This is a genomic window from Actinoplanes sp. NPDC026670 (assembly GCF_040638175.1).
Lineage (GTDB): Bacteria > Actinomycetota > Actinomycetes > Mycobacteriales > Micromonosporaceae > Actinoplanes.
Genome location: NZ_JBEZXU010000035.1, coordinates 1 through 17,374 on the forward strand (window position 1 = coordinate 1; position 17,374 = coordinate 17,374).

Here is a 17,374-nt window from a genome sequence, read left to right on the forward strand (position 1 = left end):
GCGGCGGAGTGGCCGACGGCGGCGTGGCGGTGCGGGGCCGGGGTGGTGTGCCCTGCGGCGGGGCCGGCCTGGGGTTGCGGGGCGCCGGGATCGGGCCGTCGAACACCGGGACCGCGCGGTCCAGCGGGTCCGTGTCGGCCATCCGCTGCCCCATGGTGAAGATCGACCCCATGCCCGGCCCGATGCCCTGCTTCTGCAGCCGCTGGAGGGTCTGCATCGCCTGGATCATCCCGCTCATGTTGAAGACGTGGCCGCTGAGCGTCTTCACCATGCCTTCGGCCATCGCCAGCATGGCCGTGAACACCTCGGTCATCTCGGAGCTGAGCTGCGGCCCGGCCAGCGCCGCCCGGAAATGCTCGACCGCCTTGTGGGCCGCCTCCACCTGCGACGGGTTGTCCCGCCCGACCGCCAGCGACATGGCGCCCTGCCGCATCCCGGAGCCGCACCGGCTGAGATGGAGCTGGCCGATCATGCCGTGGGCGCCGGCCACCATCGGCGGTGACAGCCGGGGCGAGTCCAGGCCTTCCGACAGCAGCGCGATCGCCCGCTCCCGGTCGTGTTCCGGGCCGCCGTGCCCGGAGAACCGGGCGGTCAGCATGGAGCCGAGCTGTGCCGCCACCGCCCCGCGTAGCCCGTCGCCGGGCTGGAAGTACCCGTAGGCCTCGTCCAGCAGCCCGATCGCCTCTTCCAGGTCGGGCAGCCCCCGCGCGTTGCCGGGACCGGTCCGCCAGTAGCGGTCGCCCAGCACCCGGGCCAGCTCGCACAGGGTCTGGGTGCGTGCGGGCCCGGTCAGGCCGGTCAGCTTCCGGCGCAGCGAGTCGGCGTCGTCGATCAACGGAGGATCCCCTCTATCGGCCCCAGTGCAGGAACCCGGCCCACGACACGACCGCGGCCGGGTTGGCCGTGCGCAGCTGGTGGCGGAGTTCGGCGGGCATGCGGTCGGGCACCTGCCGGTGCGGGTCGAGCATCCACAGCTGGGCGTCTCGCAGCGCGGCCCACACCGGCCGCCGCCGGGTCATCAGGAAGTGGTGGAACATGTACATCAGCACCGACGTGTCGCTGTCGGGCACGCTCCATTGGGTGGAGAGCACCGACCGGACCCCGGCGGCGAGGAACGCGGTGCCCAGGCTGTAGGCCTCGTCGTAGCCGTTGATCGCCTGCCCGGTGTGACAGGCCGCCAGCACGACCAGGCCGATCTGCCGCTGCGGGGTGCGGGCCATCAGCGGTCCCAGCGACTCCGCGGTGAGCCGGTCCCCGCCGGCCAGCAGGACGTACGCGGTGGGCACCCCCTCGGTGGCCATGAACCCGTGGCAGGCCAGGTGCAGCATCGCCCCGGCAGCCGGGCCGGTGTTGGTCAGCCAGCCGGTGACCTCGGCGGCGCTGCCGGGGCCGGTCGCGCTGGGGCTGCCGTCGGCCCGCCGGCCGACGTACCGGGCGCCAGGGTAGAAGGACCGGCGGATCGCGTACGCCTCGGCGCGCGCGGCGGGCAGCGAACGGACTCCGCCGCCGGTGCCCGGGTCGCCGACGACCAGTCCGGTCGGCGCGAGCGGCACGGCGTTCTGCGCGGCCGCGTGGCACAGCATCCGCGCCGACGCGGTGTACGAGATGGCGGCCAGCTCGACCGCGTACCGGCCGTCCGCGCGGCGGGCCGCCTGCCAGGGGATGAGGCCGAGGTTGCCCATCGGCACGAGCACCAGCCGCGGTGGCCGTCCGCCGGCGGGGGCGCCGAGCCGGGGCAGGTACTTCTCGATCAGCGGCCCGATCGCGGCCCGCCACGCCCAGTCGCAGAGCTTGTCGAGGCTCCCGGTGAACGTGATGTCCGGCGCGGGCTCTTCGTCGATCACGTCGATGTCGCGCCGCGCGGACGCCGCCAGGTAGCGCTCCACGTCGTGATCGGCGGTACGCAGGCCGGTGAGGTGCATGTAGCTGGGTGGCCCGGCGGCGGGGGCGATCACGGCGTACCCCGGAATCGCCGGCATGTCGTCCGGGGCCGGCACGAGGTAGACGAGCGCGTCGGCGTCGAGCGCGCGCAGCGCGGCCTGGATCTCGCCCAGCTCCGGCGGGTCGAGCAGCGCGCTCTCGCCGTCGCGGGTGAGGGCGGCGAGGGCTTCCCGGCGCAGCGCCGTGGGCAGCTGGTCGGGTTGGCCCGAGGCGACCGCGGCGTCCCAGCGCCCGGCGAGGCCGGTGTGCCCGGCGTCGCGCAGCCGCCGCCCGATCGTGCCGACCTCGGTGGCGGAGAACAGGGCCAGCCCGCGCCCCATGTCGAGGGCGGCGATCGCACCGGCCGGGTCGCCGGCTTGCAACGCCCACCGGGCCGCACTGGCCGCCTCGCGGGACGCTTCGCGGGCGGCGACGGTCGCGCCGGCCAGGTCCCGCTGGACCATCACCTGGTAGATGTAGCCGCGCAGCGCGTCCATCACCGCGTCCTGGTGGACGGCGCCGGTGCCGGTGAGCCGCTGTTCCACCGCCGAGTAGATCTGGTTGATCCACGCCCACTGCACGTGGTGCGCGCCGCCGGCCAGTTCCCGCGCCTCCAGCAGCAGGTCGCGTGCCTCCGGCAGGCCGGCGATCGAGTTGGTCACCTCGGAGCGCCGCAGCAGCGTCAGCGCCAGCCCGGACAAATGGAACGGGCGCTGCGGGTCGTCGGGCCGGGTGAGGGCGACCGCCTCGCGCAGTTTGGCGACGGCCTGCTCGATCTTCGCCGGGTCGGACTCCTCCCACCCGCCGAGCAGCAGCATCGCCTCCTGGGTGAGGCGGATCGCCGGGTCGTGCAGGCCGCCGGTCCCGTCGGCCGGGTGCAGGCCGTCGAGGTCCTCGGGTGGCAGGCCGGCGAGCGGGCCGATCGACGCCAGCGCCTCCAGCACCATGCCGCGCAGCGGATCGTCGGCAGCCAGTCCTTCGGCCGCGGCCCGGACCCGGCGCAGCGGCTCGAGGACGTCGGCGCCGGACTGGTTGGCGGCCATCAGGTCGCCCAGCGCGGCCAGCACGTCGGCGGTCGGCAGCGCCTGCGGCAGGCTGGTCATCGCCTGTTCGCGCAGCTGGGCGATCTGCTCGGGCAGCTGCTGCACGGAGGATTCGTCGCCCTCGCGCATCGCCGTCATGAAGCCGAGGCCCTGCCGCGCCGAGTCCAGCAGCATCGCCGCCGGCGAGCCGGGACCGGCCTCCGCGGCGAGTTTCTCGACCTCGGCCATGGCCTCGCGTGGATCGTGCATCCGGCCCTGCGCGGCGGCGAACATGACAGCCATCGCGGCGGCGCCGGCCCGCAACGCCGGCCACGACGCCGACCGTGGCGGATCGGCATCGGCCGCCGCGACCAGCTCGTCGAGCCATCGCATCCGGTTCAGGTCGACCTTCCCGTCGCGGACGATCGCGGCGAGCAGCGCCACGGCCAGCCCGGCGCGCCCCGGGGCCTCGTCCGGCAGTGTCAGCACCGTGCTGATCGCGGTGTCCACGTCGCCGTGGCCGGCCGCGGCCAGCGCCACCCCGGCGTACCCGTGCAGAAGTTCGTCGTCCATGGTCCGCCTCAACGGGTCTTGAACTCGACCGGCCCGGCGTCCATCTGGAACGTGCCGTCCGGGTACAGGGCGGGCCGGGCCTCGCTGCGTGGCCGGGAGTAGCGCTCCACGTGCCGTACCGAGATCCGGTCCGGGGCGGTGAGGTCGACCAGGGCGATCGCCACCCAGTACGAGTACCGGTTGCGGTGCTTCAGCGGCGCCTGGACCAGCGACCCGTCGCCGTTGTCCACCTCGGCGAACGCGTGGAAGCTGGCGAACGACCCGAATCCGTTCTCGACCGCCGAGTACGCGCAGATCAGCACGTACCGGAACTGGTCGGTACGGCTCACCTCCAGGGTCTCGCGCCCGCGGGAGTCACCCGAGGTGAGGCAGATGTACGGCGGCCCGTTCAGCGCACCCTGGTCGCGGTAGTAGCAGGCGCCGGACCGGCCGGCGGCGTCCACGTACAGCGCGTAGAGGTCCAGGTCCTTGGCCCGCATGCTCCAGTTGAGCGCGGCCTGGAAAGCCATCCCGCGGGCGACCGACGCCTGCTCGCCCCGATCCAGGGAGACACTGCCGACGATCAGGCCGGCCGGCGGCGCGGCGATCGGCGCGGCCACGGCCGGATACAGGGCGGCCAGGTGGGTGGTGAGCCGTCGTTGCAGGGTGCCGTCCGGCTCGGCGCGGAAACGGGTCGCGAACCGGGCCGCCGAACCCAGCCCGTACCCGGCCCGCTGGTAGCTCCACCCGCCATCCGGCTCGCGGAGGAACTCGGCGAGCAGCACCACCGGTTCGGCGGCTCCGGCACGGTGCCGGAACGGCGTACCCGAAATGCTGATCTTGGCCTCGGCGGTCGCCTCCGGACCGCGCAGCAGGCCCACCGCGATCCGCCGGACGTCCTCGCCCGCCGCTGCCGGCGTCAGCCGCAGCGTGTCGCCGGCGCACTGCGCCGCACCCGTCGGATGGGCCGGCATCCCGGCGAAGACCAGGTCGTATTCCGAGGTGACCCGGCCCCGGCGGTCGAGCAGCAGCGCGAACAACTGCGCCTGCCCGGACGTGGCGGCGAGCCGGACCTCGGCGGTGTCGCCGTCCATCGGATGCCGGGGCACCTCGGTCAGCGCGGTCACGGACCGTATCCCGTTCCGGTGCCGGGGCCGGTCTGCACCTGCGCGCCGATGCCGAAGAACCCGAGCAGGCAGCCCAGCAGGGTGAGCAGGACGAGGAACGTCATGAAACCGATCGCGCCGGCCGCGCCGTAGTAGACGATCCGCCGCCACCTGTCGTAGGGGCCGGTCTGGCTGCTCATCAGTTGACTCCGTATCGGCCGAGGGTCCACAGGAGCATGGCGCGCACGTTGTCGTCGACGTCGCCGTCGGTGAAGCGGGCGGTGGTGTGGAAGTAGCGGACGTCGCCGAACGCCTTGGTGATGGCGCGGACCATGTTGTCCATGCCGGCCCGGTCCTTGAGCCAGTCGCGGACGACGTCGTTGCCGCCGTCGCCGAGTTCGGCGCAGAGCGGGATGCCGTCGGTGAGGTCGCTCTTGGTGACGGCGACCGCGATCGCCTTCTTGCGCGGGCGCACGCCCATGCCTTCGAGGTTCTGCAGGACCTGGGAGAAGATGAAGTCCGGTGGCTGGGCCGACCGGTACTGCTGGTTGGCCTGCTGGGCGGTGGCGTCCAGGGAGTTCCACACGTCCGGGATGGCCAGCGGGTCGACGATGAAGACGAAGCTGTGCGCCATCCGCATGAACCGCAGCCCGTGCAGGCGGGCCGACTCGTTGAGGTTCTCACCGGGCGGGTCGAAGATGTGCATCAGCCGTTTGACCCCGCCGCGGCTGTCGAGGTTGAACGAGTAGGCGCGCATGGCGTCACCGGCCAGTGTCTTGTCGGTGGCGCCCTTGCTGCGCAGCGCCCGCTGCAACTGGTCGATCTTGAGTTTGGTGGCGTCGTCGGCCGGTGACGCGGACAGTCCGGGCAGCGGGTTGCCGTCGACCAGGGCGGCCGAGAGGGCGAGCATCATCCGGGTCTTGCCGCTGGTGGTGGCGCCGAGCATCGGCACGACCACCTCACGGGCGGTGCCGGCGCCCTCGGCCAGGGGCGTGCCGCAGTTGGGGTGCGGGCAGAACGCGTTCATCCGGTGGCTGCCGAGCAGCAGCAGGGTGGGCATCTTCGTGCCGCACCGGCAGGTACGCCGGAGCACGCCGTACCGGCCGGGGCGGACGTTGTGGTGCCGGACCGCGCAGGTGGGGCACTCGTAGGCCGGGTACGCCATCGGCTGGTGGCAGACCGGGCAGCTCAGACGGATGCGGCGGAGCGCCGACACGCCGGCGTCGAGGCCCCGCAGCGTGTAGAGCAGGGCCTTGGCCAGGACGAACAGGGTGCCCCAGAGCAGGATCGCACCGACTACGGCGATGGCCAGCACGACCGCCGTCAGCGCCGAGCCGAGCCAGAGACCGGCGCTGAGGAAGAAGCCGACGGCCTTGCGGTACTTGCCTGTCCCGTACCCGAACCATTTGCCTTTGACCTTGTCGTTGGCCTTGCGTCCCTCGAGCTTCATGCCCTGCCAGGAGAGCCGGGCCACGTTCTGCAGGTCCCGGCCGGCCGGTCCGGACAGGTAGTGCAGGTAGGCGGGCGGGTCCAGGCCGGGTTGCGCGATCGGCACGGCCTGGCCCGGGGTGCGCAGCCCGAGGGCCTGGCCGCTGGCCCGCAGGTACGCGCCCAGGTAGAGGACCAGGAAGTAGCCGCTGGAGGCGGTCACCACCGGGATGGCCAAGGTCAGGAAGATGCCGGCGACCAGCATGTACCACCAGAGGAGGAACATGAGGTAGATGAGGTAGAACATCGGATGCTCGCTCTCCGTGGTCGGTGGGGTCAGTGCCGCCGGCGGGGCAGGAACCGGCCGATGCCCCGGGGCACCTCGTCCTCGCGCCACTTGGCGAAGGCGGCGGGCACGTTCCTGGCGCTGGAGCCGGCCAGCATCTTCTCCAGGTGATCGAGGTCGCGGGTCTTCCATCGGGCGACGGTGTCGGCGAAGACCCGGTCGAGCTCGTCGGCGGTCGCCCGGTCCTTGCGGCCCAGGCGGGTCCGCGCGTCGAAGGTGGCGGCGGCGATGGTCATGACGTCGTCGTCAGGCCGTTTGCCCAGGGTGGCGGCGAGGGTTTCGCGGTACTGCTGCCGGATCTTCGGGTTCACCGTGGGCAGCAGGGCGGCCAGGTGTTCCGGGTCGAGCCGGAGAATCAGCGTGTGGACCTGGCCGGTGAGCCACCGGGCGACCGCCGGTTCGCCGTGTTCCACCATGCCGAGCAGCTTGCGGAGGCGTTCGTCCAGTTGCCGGCCGCGGACCCGGGACAGCGAGCGGATCTGCTGGCGGGACCAGACCATGCCGCGGACGCGGTCCTCGGCGACGGGGGACAGGCGCGACCCGAGCTTGCGGTCCGCGACGAATTCGGTGACCAGGAAGTACGGTCCCCACGCCGTGCGGGGCTCGTCGTCGCGGGCCAGCACCTGGTCGAGCCGGTCGATCAGGGCGTCGGACTCCCAGAACCGCTGCGGCGCCGCCCGGACCACGTCGGCGGCCTCGTCGAGGGTCCACTCGTGCGGCCACAGCGCCGCGACCACCGACGACTCCGGGACACCTTTGCCGGTGAGCCGGATCAGGGTGTCGAGGCGGTCCTGTGGCCGGCGGGCGGCCCGGGCCAGCAGCACCATCCGGCTCAGGTCCGGGTAGGCGGCGAGTTCGTCGTCGCTCACCACGTCGCTGAGCCGGGACGCGACCGCCAGCACCGCGGCCTCCCGGCCGGACAGCGCCGCCGACAGGCCGTCGAGCACGCCACGGCGTACGTCCGGGGCCTTCGCCAGCAGCTCCGGAACCGGCTGTCCGGGGTCGTCGAGCAGGATCGGGGCGACCAGGTCCCGTCCGTATCCGGCCAGGTCGGCCGAGCGCAGCGGGAGCCGGGCGTGCAGGGCCACGGTGATCAGTGCGAGCGTCTCGCGGGGCCGGCCGGTGGCGCGGCTCAGTGCGGCGGTGACCTGTTCCACGGCGTATCCGGTGCCACGGGCGGTGACCGGGCGCGGCACCCGGGGCGGGACTACCGACGGCTCGTCCAGGAGCAGGTCGAACGCGCGTACCTCGGCGTCGGCGACCAGGTTCTCGTCACGGGTTCCGGTCGCCACGCCGATCAGGGACAGGCAGTGCGCGAGGGTCAGCATGTCGTGGTCCAGGCAGCGTTCGACGATGTCGCCGACCAGCCGGGGCTGTAGGCGCCCGGCGGCCGACGGCAGCCAGTGCAGCATGGCGGCCAGGGCGTCCGGTTCGATCGGCAGGTCGGCGCGCAGGGCGCCGGCCACCGCGATCGGGTACCAGGCGGCGAAGTCCGGTTCGTCGCCGGTGGCCAGCGGCCCGGCCAGCGACCAGACGGTCTGCGCGTCCTCCGGGCCGAGCGCCGCGAGCATCTCGGCCAGCGGGTGCGCCGCGCCGTCGGAGACCTGCCCGCCCACCGCGTCGAGCAGGAAGTAGCCGCGCAGCGCCGAGTCGTCGGCGGTGAAGTCGGTCTCCGGGACGGTGCCGACCAGGTGTTCGGTGCCGCGGCCGGGCCGGTAGCTGTAGGTGGCGAAGGACAGCCGGCGGGCCATCGGCGGCGGCAGCAGGTGGCAGACCGCTGAGATCCAGCGGGCCACCTTCTCGCTGTCGGACTCCAGCACGATCACCGACCGCTCGCCGGCGACGATGGCCCGTTCGACGGCGTTGAGCAGCCGTGGCACCCAGCCGAGCCGGCCGGCGTCCTGGAGGAACGCCTCGGCCGACGCGCGGCCGAAGGTGGCCGCCGGGGTGGGGTGCAGCTCGGGCAGCCGGGTGCCGTTCGCCTGGGTGGCCGACCAGAACCCGGCCGCCCAGAAGTCGATCGGCAGCGCGCCGTCCAGGTCGTGGCCCGGCGGCAGGCTGAGCGCGTGCACGAAGTAGTTGCCGAACCGCTGCGAGTAGTCGTTGCCGACGAAGACGGTACGGGCGAGGACCGCCGGTTCGCCGTCCGTGCCGGGCAGGTAGCAGAGGTTCACCGGGCAGCCGTCGATCTGTTCGGTGGTCGGCTCGTAGCCCAGTGAGCGCGGGGGCTCGTACGACGTGGCCTGCTCGACCCGGCGCAGGACGTCCTCGCCGACGCCGGGGGTCGCGGCGTTGAACTGGAAGCCGGGGTAGCCGGCCAGCCCTGACTCGCAGGAGGTGTAGTACATCTGCGGCGCGCCCATCTCAGTCCTTTCCGGTCGTGACGACCTTGAGCCGGCTCAGCAGCCACAGGAACGGGTCCTCGACGCGGTGCGGCTGGATGGCGCCGCCGACCTTCTGCCGCGCCTGTCCCGGCGAGCGCACGGCCGGGACGGCGCCGAGGGCGGAGAGGCCGAAGTAGCGGAAGGTGCGGTAGTTCTTGGTGAGCAGCTGGTCGATCTGGCCGCCCTCCCAGTCGTAGAGCAGCGCCTGCACGTGCGCGTGGATGGCCTCGCCGTCGCCCTCGTCGAAATAGGGGGTGCCGGGCGCGGGCTGGCGCAGCGGACTGTCCTGCGGCAGGCCCTCCCACAGCGCGTCCACCTTGGAGAACGCCACCGCCACCGGGATGTCGATCATCTTGTTGGGCCCGTTGCCGGGCAGTTTCTGCAGCACCTCGGTGACCCGGGTGAGGATGTTGATCGGGCTGTCGGCCCGGTTCGCCGCCTGCGGCAGAACGCTCGGATCAAGACCGAACTTCTCCATCACATTGGGTACGGTCAACGGGTCGAGCAGCACGATGATGCCGTCCGCGCAGCTCAGATACCTGACGTTCTCGGCCACGCCCTTGTCGGATTCGAGGTCCTCGCCGGCGGTGTCGAAGAACGAGAGCACGGTGTGCCGCAGGGTGCTGCGGAACCGGCGGTGCTCGCCGAGGGACACCCGGAAGACGAACGGCGCACGGCCGCGTTCGGCGGCGGCGGTCTGGGTCGCCCCGGGCAGCACACCCTCGGTGTAGAGGTCGCGTTCCTCGTTGCTGAAGTCCTTGCGGGTCCGCTCGTCGGCGCCGGTGACGGCCGCGTCGAAGCGCCGCCCGACCCGGTGGATGAGTTCGTGCATCAGGACCGTCATGTAGACGGATTTGCCGCTGAACTTGGCGCCGATCATCGCGACCATGCGGTTGTTGATCTTGCTGTAGTGCACCGGAAGCTGGCTGTGGCAGTTCGGGCAGATCTGGATCGTCGTCTCGATCCGGCACTTCGCGCACCTCGCCGACAGCCGCTTGCCGTTGCCCTCCACCACCGGCAGCTGCAACTTCGTGTCGCCGAGAACCTGGCCGCGAACCGGGTCGGGTCCGGGCGCGCAGGGTTTGCCCTCGATCGGGTGCAGCCCGCCGCAGCGGAACTTGATCTCCTTCTCGGCGAATCTCCCGTAGCAGTACGGGCAGGTCAGCCTGGTCATCGTCAGCGCCCTCCCGGCGTTCCCATGAGCACCACGCCGGACCCGTCGTCCCCGTGGCCGTCGACGAAACATCCGAGCCGGTACGGTCCCCGCGGATTGCGGACCTCGACGTCGACCGACACCGGCTTGCCCGGCTCCAGGCGCTGGGCCGGGATCCGCGCCACGGTGGTGCCCTGCTCCGGGCGCAGCGGCGCGATCCGGCCCGCGGTCTGCACCACGATCAGCTCCGGCAGCGGGCACACCTGCTCGGTGCTGACCTCGATCCGGGTGCGCTGCCGGAACAGCCGGTTGCTCTCCACGAACCGGTACCGCACCTTCACCCCGGTGCCGCTCACCCGCACGGTCACCGGGCTGCCGACGGCCTCACCCTCGGCGTCGCGGCTGACCGTGGCCACCGAGACGTGCACCGCCCCCGACCCGGCCGGGATCTCCAGGCCGCCGTCGTCGCGGTACGAGCGCAGCCAGCAGTCGGCCTGCTCGACGTGCCCCTCGGCGCCCTCCGGCCACCACCGCACCCGGACCAGCCCGATGCCCGGCGGCCAGTCCCAGCTCAGCCGGACCCGGTCGCCGATCCGGCGGGCCCGCAGCCTGGTCACCGGGGCGGTGTTGGTCACCGACACGGTCGGCCCGCACACCGCGCGGCCCGCGCCGACACTGAACGCGGTCACGAAGATCCGGCCCTGCGTCATCGGCACGGTCCGGGCGAACCGGCCGTCCGGTGTGGGCTCGGCACGGGCCACCAGCTCGGTGCCGTACCCGGTCATCTCGGTCTCGGTGAGCTCGGCGCCGCGCTGCCAGCGGGGCCGGTGCGGCGCGGACCGCAACTGCACCGTGCCACTGGCCGGCGCGGTCCACACCAGCCGCAGCTTGCCCGGATCCTGACCCGGCAGCGGCTCGACGGCCAGGTCGGGCACGACCCTCGGCGCCTGCTGCGGGGTGGCGGTTGCGGTCACCCCGGCCGAATCGGTGACCCGGCCGTTCCCGGCGTCGTATCCGGCCCGGATCAGATACCGGTACTCCCGGCCCGGTTGCAGGCCCTCCTCGGTGAAACCACCGCGCGAACAGGCCACCGGGCTGCCGTCGGCGCGGGCCACGGTCACCCGGGACGCATCGGACCGGGCCTGCCAGGTGACCCGCACCGAGGTCTCGTCGGCCGCCACCGACACATCGGTGACCTCGGGCAGCAACCTCACCGGCCCGGCGCTGACGCCCGGCGACCACACACCGTCCGACCTGGTGGCGAAGACCGTGTAGTACAGCTCGGCGCCGGCCGGTGGCCGGGAATCGACGATCTCATTGCCATCGGTACGGCCCACGACCTCGCCGTCGGTGGCCGAGCTGGCCGGCCGCTGCCGGGTCCGGACCACCTGATAGGCCACCCCGCCGGTGCGTGCCGGACTGGGCGTCCAGCTGGTGGTGACGTGATCACCGGAGGCCGCGCCGGCCCGCGCCGACGGGACCGCGGGCGGTGCCAGGGTACGCAGCCGCCCGGCCAGGTCGGTGTCGTCCGCGGCCTCGCGTACCGCCTCGGTGAGCAGCTCGGCCGCGTGCTCCGGGCGGCCCGCCGCGATCTCCTGCTGCGCCTTGGTGACCAGGGCGGCCACCTTCCGTACCGCCTCCTGGATCCGCTGCCGCAGCTCCACGCCCTCCTCGGCGGGCAGGGTGGCGATCAGCCGCTCGGCGGCCCGCAGCGACCCGGCCGCGAACAGCTCCTCCACCTCGGCCGTCGGATTCCGGGGCGCCGCCGTGCCCTCGCCGGCCATCAGCAGCGCCAGCGCCAGCTCCTCGGCCTCGTTCGAGTCCAGGCCGACCCGGACCCCCTCACGCGACACCCGCCGTACCGTGGCCAGCGGCATGTCCGCCGCCTCGCGCATCGCCTCGGTCAGCTCCCACAGCACGAGCTGGTCGAGGTTGCCCTTCTCGAACGCGTCACCCAGGTTGACGAGCAGATTCTCGATGGCGGTCTTGCGGTCGTCCTGCGCGCGGCGCTCGGCCCGGTCCCGGGCCTCGCGGAACATCTGCGCGGTCACCGGCTGGCCGTTCAGGCGCAGGCCCTTGCGCAGCGTCACCGGACGGGCCGGGCTGCCGGCGTCCGCGGCCAGCACGTCGATCGCCAGGCGCAGGCCGAGCAGCCGCTTGTCGCGCAGCACGTCCCGGCCCTTGCCCGGGGTGGCCTCGGGCAGCGGCCACAGTTCGTCGAGGATCCGGATCCGGCGTTTGGTCAGCTCACGCCGCAGGTCAGCCTCGGCGCCGCCGCCGAGACCGGCCGCCACCCTGGCGACCGTCGCAGCCGCGACGACCTGGCCGCCGGCGACCATGTCCTCGACCACTTCCTTGATCTTCTGGCCGGTCTCGGCGGTGTGCCGGTCCCGCTCGCCCGCGAAGTGCTCGGCGGTCAGCTGACCAGCCTGGTCCATCTGCCGGTGCGCCGAGATCAATGTCTCGGCGATCCGGAGGTACGCCCGCCGCTGTGTCAGTGACTGCCAGTACTTGAGGACCTCGGCCAGGTGCGCCGAGAACTGGTCGCCGCGCGGGATCCGGTCGATGCTGATCGCGTACCTGGTGAACAGATCCGCCGGCGGGACGTTGCCGTTGCGCCGGGCCGGATCGAGCACCTCCTGCCGGTATTTGTCCTGGTCGAACATCGGACCTCCGCGCTCACGCCGAGACGCTGTAGCGGGCCACGGCCGACCGGGCCTCGTCCACCTGGTCGTCGGAGAGTCCGGCCTTGATCTCCAGCTCGATCTTCAGGTCCTTGCCGGTCGTCAGCTCGACCGCGTGCACCTTGAGCAGGCCGTCGGTCTCCATCTCGAAGCTGATGTCGATCGGCGAACCCTTCGACAGCTGCGGCAACCCGCTGATCTGGCCCTCGCCGATGTGCTGGTTGTCGGCCACCACGTCGGACTCCACCGAACCCGACTGCTCCCAGATCTCCACCGAGATCGCCACCTGACGGTCATAGGCGGTGGCGAAACGCATGGCATCGGTACGGGCCGGAAGCGGAGTGTTCGCGCGGAGCACATGGACGATCCGGAACTCCTCGTTGCCCCGGTCGTCGATGTCGACGACCTTCACCCCGAACGCCCGCGGCACCACGGTGGCGACCTTCTTGCCGGCCAGCGCCCGTACCTTCTCGGTCGTGACGCCGAGCTGGTTCGCGACATCCTGCACCGCGGAGTCCGGCGCCGGGGAGCCGTCCGACGGCAACTGCACCTTGATCGACTCGATCAGCGCGTACTGGGCGGCGCCCTTCGCCACCGCCAGGTCCGGGTCGTGCATGCGCGGCTTGAGGCCCAGCGCCTCCAGGCCCGCCGTGACCGCCGGCATCCGGCTCGAACCGCCGACCAGCAGCACCTCGTCGAACGAGGTCACACCCTTCTCCCGGGCGGTCGCCAGAGTCCGCTCAGTGATCACGAACGTGCGCTTGAGCAGCTCCGAGGTCAGCTCCTCGAACTTCTCCCGGGTCACCTCGATCTTCGACACGTCACCGGCGAACCGGGCGTTGAACCGGCGCGTCTGCATGCTGCTCAGCTGCTTCTTGATGTCCTCGGCGCCGACCGCGAGCTCCTGCAGGAACTCCTCGTCGTCGGCCGCCTCGGAACCGGAGTGCTCGGCCAGGAACGCCTCGAGCAGGTACTCGGCCAGCCGGTCGTCCCAGTCGGCGCCACCCAGGTGGTGGTCGCCGTCGGTGCAGATCACCTGGATCTCCTCGGGCGACACCTTGATCACCGTGGTGTCGAAGGTGCCACCACCCAGGTCGTACACGAACAGCGTGCGGGTGCCACCGGCCGACACCGCGTCGTAGTGCAGCGCCGCCGCGACCGGCTCGTCCACGATGCTCAGCACGTTCAGGCCCGCGATCGCGCCGGCCTTGCGGGTGGCGTCCCGCTCGGCGACCCCGAAGTACGCCGGCACCGTGATGACGACGTCCTTCACCTCCTCGCCGCTGTTCTCGGCCGCGGCCCGGGCCAGCTCCCGCAGGATCAGCGCGGAGATCGACTCGGGGGAGTGGGTCTGCCCGTGCGCGGTGATCTCGAACGTTTGGCCCATCTGCCGCTTGATCAGCGACACCACCAGGTCCGGGTTGAGCTTCGCGTTGGCTTTCGCGTCCTTGCCGACCACCACGTTGTCGTCGGATTCGAAGTAGACGACCGAGGGAGTGGTGTCCTCACCGACCGCGTTCTTGATGATCGCGGGCCGCCCGGTGTCGTCGATCGTGGCGACACAGGAGTAGGTCGTGCCGAGGTCGATGCCGAAGGTCGCCATGGGTCACTCACTTCCGGGTTCTGATGCGGTCTCGTCCAGGGCCACGTCGATCGGGTCGTACCTGTGGAACCGGGCCCGGGCCGGGCGGCGGACCTTGCTGGTCTCGATCTCCAGCAGCCCGGCCGACAGCGCCTCGGCGACGGTGTTGTCCGAATCCGGTTCGGCGGTCGGCACGGTTCCCGCCGGGGTGTGCCGGCCCACCGTGAACGGCTCCCCGGGCACCGCGAAGAACAGCTCGTAACCGCAGCGCTCGACGGCCAGCCCGACCTCGTCGGCGTAGCTGTCCAGCAGCTTCGCGGCCACCGGCTCGGTCCCGCCGAGCCGGACCGCCTCGCGCACCATCGAGTCGTACAGCCGCAGCAGGTCGCTCACCACCGGTTCCAGCACGACCCGGCGCAGCCCGTCGCGGAACTCCTGGTTCTCCGAGTGCAGCCGGTCGATCACCGACTCCCGGTGCGCTGACCGCTGGTGGAAGTCGGCGAGCTGCGCCTCCACCCGGTCCAGCCGTTCCAGAACCGGATCCGGTGGCTGCTGAATTGTTTCGTCCACGGAGCCCTCGCCCTCGGGATCACGCCCTCGCAGGGCGGAAAGCCGTCGTCACTGTCTGTTCCGGACGCTAATCAGCGCCGATCCGGAACACACTGACCACGCGGCCCGTGGACTCGGCTGTCCGGCTGACCCACTCCGCTTAATCCCACCGCCGACCCCCGCGACCTGCAGTTCCCCGGCGCCACAACACCCATGACGCCACGAACCTTCCGCGGTCACGCTCCGTAAGTCACCCGGCCGAGACCGCCAGCCGTCGCTCACCACTGGAATGCGAGCGGTTTCACCGGGCTGAGCGACGGCCGACGGGGTTCGCGGCCCGTTCCGCGAGGTCTGCTGCGGGTCGCGCGGGTCGGCAACGTCGACCAGCGCACACGTTGGCGGTGCGTGTGATCTGGTTGTTGCCCCAGCAGGGGCAGGAGCACACGCACGGCCGATCGTGAGCGCTCATCCACGCCCCGACGAATGCCCGAGCACACGCAACGTCAACGTGTGCGCTCGTCGCTGCTGCGGCGCTCGGCGAGTCAGGCTCGGGAGTGCTGGAAGGTCACTGATGGGCCGACGTGGTGATCCGGTGGGCCAAGAGCACGATGAGGGTTACGGCTGCCGCGACCCCGGCACCGACGGCCACGGACCCGATGGTCATCTGCGAGGCGAAGGCGCCGATCGCGAACAGCGAGCCGAAGGAGCCGACCGACAGCACCGATCCGAACGAGGCCACCGAACCCACCGACAGGACGGAACCGAACGAGCCGACGGACAGGATCGAGCCGACCGAACCGATGGACAGCACCGAGTCCGTCGAGCAGATGCTCAGGATCGAGCCGTTCGACCGGTACGAGAGGAGGTTCCTGGCGCTCTTCGTCGTCATAGGACCCATCGTCGCGGGGTAGCGCGGCCACTTCATCCAACGAGGGGCGGTACGTGCGACCAACCGATCGGTGGATGGCGACCGCACACCCCGAATATGACGCGTTAAATGAGTCGCGCGGCCCCTCATGGATGAGGCAGAGTGTCCTCAACGCCGCTGCCGCGGCCGGATCCGAAACAGCCGTGAAGGGAGTTGAATGTGAACTGCGTGATTGACCGGCGGTTCCGAGTTCGACAAACCGGCTTCGACCTGGTCCGGTGGAGCGGCTAGCGCAGCATTTCATGCGCCTGGGCCGCCCTCGTCAACCGGCGAAATGGGCGGCTTCCTCATTTTCGGAATGGTCATTAAATGTGCCCGTGGGGGTTCGGCTAATGGCAGGCCGCCGAGCTTTGACCTCGGTTATGTGGGTTCGAATCCCGCACCCCCAGCATGCCTTCGCCCGACGGGACGGGCCCCGCCCTGGTACGGCGGGCGACGCAGGTTCGAGGCCTGCCGAAGGCTCACGTTCCGGTAGCTCAATTGGTAGAGCACCGCCTCGACAAGACGGAGGTCCCTGGTTCGATTCCAGGCCGGAACACGCAGTAGCAGCACGCCTGAGTAGCTCAGCGGCAAGAGCTCCGGTTTTACACACCGGCTGTCCCGGGTTCGAGTCCCGGCTCGGGTACGCACGCCCCCGTGGCTCAGCGGAGAGAGCGCCAGGTTCCGAACCTGGAGGTCGCTGGTTCGAATCCAGCCGGGGGCACCATCATGGGCGTGGGGACATGCCCGCGGCTCGGTAGATGGCGTCCAGGGTACGCATCTGGGCGACCGCCTCGGCCGGACCGACGCCGGTGGTGCGGGCGTCGCGGAAGGCCTCCAGCTGGTAGGCGTACGTCGAACGTCTCTCGGGTGTCTCGGTCCGCGAACCGTGACGTGCCCGGATGCTGATCCGGCCGCGTAGATGCGGATGGTACGGCCACGACACCCGCATCCGGCCGTCCGAGCCGGTCACCTCCAGTGCGGCGCTGAGCAGGTGACGTGACCAGATCGAGGAGACGATGTGGCCTTCCACGCCCGACTCGAACCGTAGGGTCGCCGTGATCAGCCGGTCGATGCCGCCGCGCTGCCAGGCCCGGGCGGCGGTCACCTCGGGCGCGCTGCCGAACAGGTCACGCAGCTGCCGTACCGGGTAATAGCCGACGTCGAGCAAGCCACCGCCGCCGAGCGCGAGATTCCAGCGGATGTCGCGGCCGGGTGGGATCGGCACGCAGAACGTGGCGCGGGCGGTGACGATCCGCCCGAGCTCGCCGGAGGCGAGGATGTCGCGCAGCCGGGCCTGAAGCGGATGGTGATGGGAGTGGTAGGCCTCCATCACCACGCAGTCCGAGCCGACGGCGGCCGCGGCGATCTCCTCGGCGGCTGCCGTGTTGCTGGTGAACGGTTTCTCGCACAGCACGTGTTTGTCGGCTTCGATGGCCGCGACGGCCCACCGCGCGTGCAGGGCGGCGGGCAGCGGAATGTAGACGGCGTCGAGGACCGGGTCGGCCAGCAGCTCCTGGTACGACGGGTGCGCGAACCGGATGCCGTGGCGGGCCGCGTAGCGCCGGGCCCGGTCGTGGTCGCGGGCGGCGATCGCCTCGACCTCGACACCGTCGACCAGGCGGGCCGGGTCGATCAGGGCGTTCTTGACGATGCGGGCCGCCCCGAGCACGCCGATGCGCATCGGCCGGGATCCGCTGTCCATGTGGCCTCCGGCGCGCTCCGAGCCATCCACGACCTT

The 17,374-nt window shown here is 71.7% G+C and carries 12 protein-coding genes and 5 tRNA genes; 5 read left to right on the forward strand and 12 right to left on the reverse strand.

Annotated elements, in window-relative coordinates; genetic code table 11:
* From AB0E94_RS30125 to AB0E94_RS30175, 11 genes are all read right to left on the reverse strand, one after another.
* The coding region (locus AB0E94_RS30125) for a hypothetical protein (protein WP_360332886.1) at positions 1–835 on the reverse strand (835 nt) is incomplete at its 3' end.
* A 13-nt stretch (positions 836–848) separates the two neighbouring features.
* The gene (locus AB0E94_RS30130) at positions 849–3,515 is read right to left on the reverse strand and encodes a CHAT domain-containing protein (RefSeq protein ID WP_360332888.1); all 2,667 of its coding nucleotides are present in this window, start codon (positions 3,513–3,515) and stop codon (positions 849–851) included.
* An 8-nt stretch (positions 3,516–3,523) separates the two neighbouring features.
* Positions 3,524–4,621: a hypothetical protein gene (locus AB0E94_RS30135; protein WP_360332891.1), complete on the reverse strand. Its 1,098-nt coding sequence runs from the start codon at positions 4,619–4,621 to the stop codon at positions 3,524–3,526.
* A complete protein-coding gene (locus tag AB0E94_RS30140; RefSeq protein ID WP_360332894.1) occupies positions 4,618–4,800 on the reverse strand; it encodes a hypothetical protein in 183 nt (60 codons plus the stop codon). Before AB0E94_RS30140 ends, AB0E94_RS30135 begins: the two co-directional genes overlap by 4 nt.
* Positions 4,800–6,335, reverse strand: coding sequence for a hypothetical protein (locus tag AB0E94_RS30145; protein ID WP_360332897.1), 1,536 nt, complete (start codon positions 6,333–6,335; stop codon positions 4,800–4,802). Before AB0E94_RS30145 ends, AB0E94_RS30140 begins: the two co-directional genes overlap by 1 nt.
* Positions 6,336–6,364: 29 nt before the next feature.
* On the reverse strand, positions 6,365–8,737 hold the full coding sequence (locus tag AB0E94_RS30150) for a GTPase-associated protein 1-related protein (RefSeq protein ID WP_360332900.1): 2,373 nt from the start codon (positions 8,735–8,737) through the stop codon (positions 6,365–6,367).
* Position 8,738: 1 nt separating this feature from the next.
* Positions 8,739–9,932: a hypothetical protein gene (locus AB0E94_RS30155; RefSeq protein WP_360332902.1), complete on the reverse strand. Its 1,194-nt coding sequence runs from the start codon at positions 9,930–9,932 to the stop codon at positions 8,739–8,741.
* Between the two features lie 2 nt (positions 9,933–9,934).
* Complete coding sequence (locus AB0E94_RS30160) at positions 9,935–12,577, reverse strand: hypothetical protein (protein ID WP_360332905.1); 2,643 nt, start codon at positions 12,575–12,577, stop codon at positions 9,935–9,937.
* A 13-nt stretch (positions 12,578–12,590) separates the two neighbouring features.
* Positions 12,591–14,198: an Hsp70 family protein gene (locus AB0E94_RS30165; protein WP_360332908.1), complete on the reverse strand. Its 1,608-nt coding sequence runs from the start codon at positions 14,196–14,198 to the stop codon at positions 12,591–12,593.
* A 3-nt stretch (positions 14,199–14,201) separates the two neighbouring features.
* Positions 14,202–14,747 (reverse strand): molecular chaperone GrpE, encoded by a 546-nt coding sequence (locus AB0E94_RS30170; RefSeq protein ID WP_360332911.1) that lies wholly within the window; start codon positions 14,745–14,747, stop codon positions 14,202–14,204.
* A 544-nt stretch (positions 14,748–15,291) separates the two neighbouring features.
* On the reverse strand, positions 15,292–15,615 hold the full coding sequence (locus AB0E94_RS30175) for a hypothetical protein (protein ID WP_360332914.1): 324 nt from the start codon (positions 15,613–15,615) through the stop codon (positions 15,292–15,294).
* A gap of 357 nt (positions 15,616–15,972) precedes the next feature.
* Between AB0E94_RS30175 and AB0E94_RS30180 the strand changes: the two genes are divergently transcribed.
* From AB0E94_RS30180 to AB0E94_RS30200, 5 genes are all read left to right on the forward strand, one after another.
* A tRNA-Gln gene (locus AB0E94_RS30180) sits at positions 15,973–16,043 on the forward strand.
* A 3-nt stretch (positions 16,044–16,046) separates the two neighbouring features.
* Positions 16,047–16,116: transfer RNA gene (locus AB0E94_RS30185), tRNA-Thr, on the forward strand.
* A gap of 3 nt (positions 16,117–16,119) precedes the next feature.
* A tRNA-Val gene (locus AB0E94_RS30190) sits at positions 16,120–16,192 on the forward strand.
* Between the two features lie 14 nt (positions 16,193–16,206).
* Positions 16,207–16,279: transfer RNA gene (locus AB0E94_RS30195), tRNA-Val, on the forward strand.
* Between the two features lie 5 nt (positions 16,280–16,284).
* Positions 16,285–16,360 (forward strand) — tRNA-Arg (locus AB0E94_RS30200).
* Here the strand turns inward: AB0E94_RS30200 and AB0E94_RS30205 are convergent.
* Positions 16,361–17,368 carry a Gfo/Idh/MocA family oxidoreductase gene (locus AB0E94_RS30205; RefSeq protein ID WP_360332917.1) on the reverse strand — a complete coding sequence of 336 codons (1,008 nt, stop codon included), beginning with the start codon at positions 17,366–17,368 and terminating at the stop codon, positions 16,361–16,363.
* Positions 17,369–17,374 lie beyond the last annotated feature (6 nt).

Excerpts from the sequence above, each read along its gene's own strand:
- AB0E94_RS30130 (WP_360332888.1), bottom strand. The coding sequence starts at position 3,515 with ATGGACGACGAACTTCTGCACGGGTACGCCGGGGTGGCGCTGGCCGCG.
- AB0E94_RS30140 (WP_360332894.1), bottom strand. The coding sequence starts at position 4,800 with ATGAGCAGCCAGACCGGCCCCTACGACAGGTGGCGGCGGATCGTCTAC.
- AB0E94_RS30145 (WP_360332897.1), bottom strand. The coding sequence starts at position 6,335 with ATGTTCTACCTCATCTACCTCATGTTCCTCCTCTGGTGGTACATGCTG.
- AB0E94_RS30150 (WP_360332900.1), bottom strand. The coding sequence starts at position 8,737 with ATGGGCGCGCCGCAGATGTACTACACCTCCTGCGAGTCAGGGCTGGCC.
- AB0E94_RS30155 (WP_360332902.1), bottom strand. The coding sequence starts at position 9,932 with ATGACCAGGCTGACCTGCCCGTACTGCTACGGGAGATTCGCCGAGAAG.
- AB0E94_RS30160 (WP_360332905.1), bottom strand. The coding sequence starts at position 12,577 with ATGTTCGACCAGGACAAATACCGGCAGGAGGTGCTCGATCCGGCCCGG.
- AB0E94_RS30165 (WP_360332908.1), bottom strand. The coding sequence starts at position 14,198 with ATGGCGACCTTCGGCATCGACCTCGGCACGACCTACTCCTGTGTCGCC.
- AB0E94_RS30175 (WP_360332914.1), bottom strand. The coding sequence starts at position 15,615 with ATGACGACGAAGAGCGCCAGGAACCTCCTCTCGTACCGGTCGAACGGC.